The organism is Sphingomonas sp. ABOLE, assembly GCF_003950455.1.
In the GTDB taxonomy this organism is placed as follows: domain Bacteria; phylum Pseudomonadota; class Alphaproteobacteria; order Sphingomonadales; family Sphingomonadaceae; genus Sphingomonas; species Sphingomonas trueperi.
The window spans coordinates 1-891 of sequence record NZ_QQWY01000112.1 but is presented as its reverse complement, the minus strand read 5'-3'; the positions used below and the strand labels follow the sequence as shown (position 1 = coordinate 891).

Sequence of the window (891 nt, the reverse complement as noted above, 5' to 3'; positions counted from 1 at the left end):
CCTGATTTGACGTCCTGACCTGCCCCCGGTTGGCTCCCTCGCTTTGATGTAGAGTCTGCCCCAAGGAAGGAGCAGAGGAATGAGGAAGAGCCGTTTCACCGAGGAGCAGATCATCGGGATGATCAAGGAGCAGGAGGCTGGTTTTTCGACGTCGGACGTTTGCCGCAAGCATGGACTGAGCCCGGCGACGTTTTACAAGCTGAAGGCCAAGTATGGCGGGCTGGAGGTTTCCGAGGCCCGGCGGCTGCGGCAGCTCGAGGATGAAAATGGCAAGCTGAAGCGGCTGCTGGCCGAGAGCGTTCTGGACAACGCGATCCTGAAGGACCTTCTGGGAAAAGTCTGACGACGCCAAGGCAGCGACGGGACGCGGCGCTCGGCGTGATGCGGGATTACGATGTCTCGCAGCGCCGTGCCTGCGTGCTGATCGGCGTCGACCCCAAGACGGTCCGGCGAGAACGTCCGCCCGACCATGCCGAGATCCGCGAGGAGATGCGCGAGATCGCCGCCATGCGCCGCCGGTTCGGTTACCGGCGGGTTGGCGTCATGCTCGAACGCAAGGGGCACATCATGAACCACAAGAAGCTCTACCGGCTATACCGGGAGGAGGGACTGTCGGTGCGCCGGCGTCGGAGCCGCAAGCGGGCTCGCGGCAGTCGGACGCCGATGCCCGTGCCGCTGCGACCGAATGATCGTTGGTCGATGGACTTTGTGGCCGACACCTTCGGCGCCTCCCGCCGCCTGCGTATCCTGGCGATCAATGATGACGCCTGCCGCGAAAACCTGTGTCTGCTGGGCGACACCAGCATCTCGGGCGTCAGGGTCGCACGTGAGCTCGACACGCTGGTGCGTCTCTATGGCAAACCGGCCTGTGTCGTGAGCGACAACGTCCTA

At 63.7% G+C, this 891-nt stretch carries 1 pseudogene; it reads left to right on the top strand.

Features of this window, described 5'->3' with window-relative positions:
* Positions 1–79 precede the first annotated feature (79 nt).
* Positions 80–891: pseudogene (locus tag CA234_RS24125) on the top strand (transposase); the annotation flags it as partial.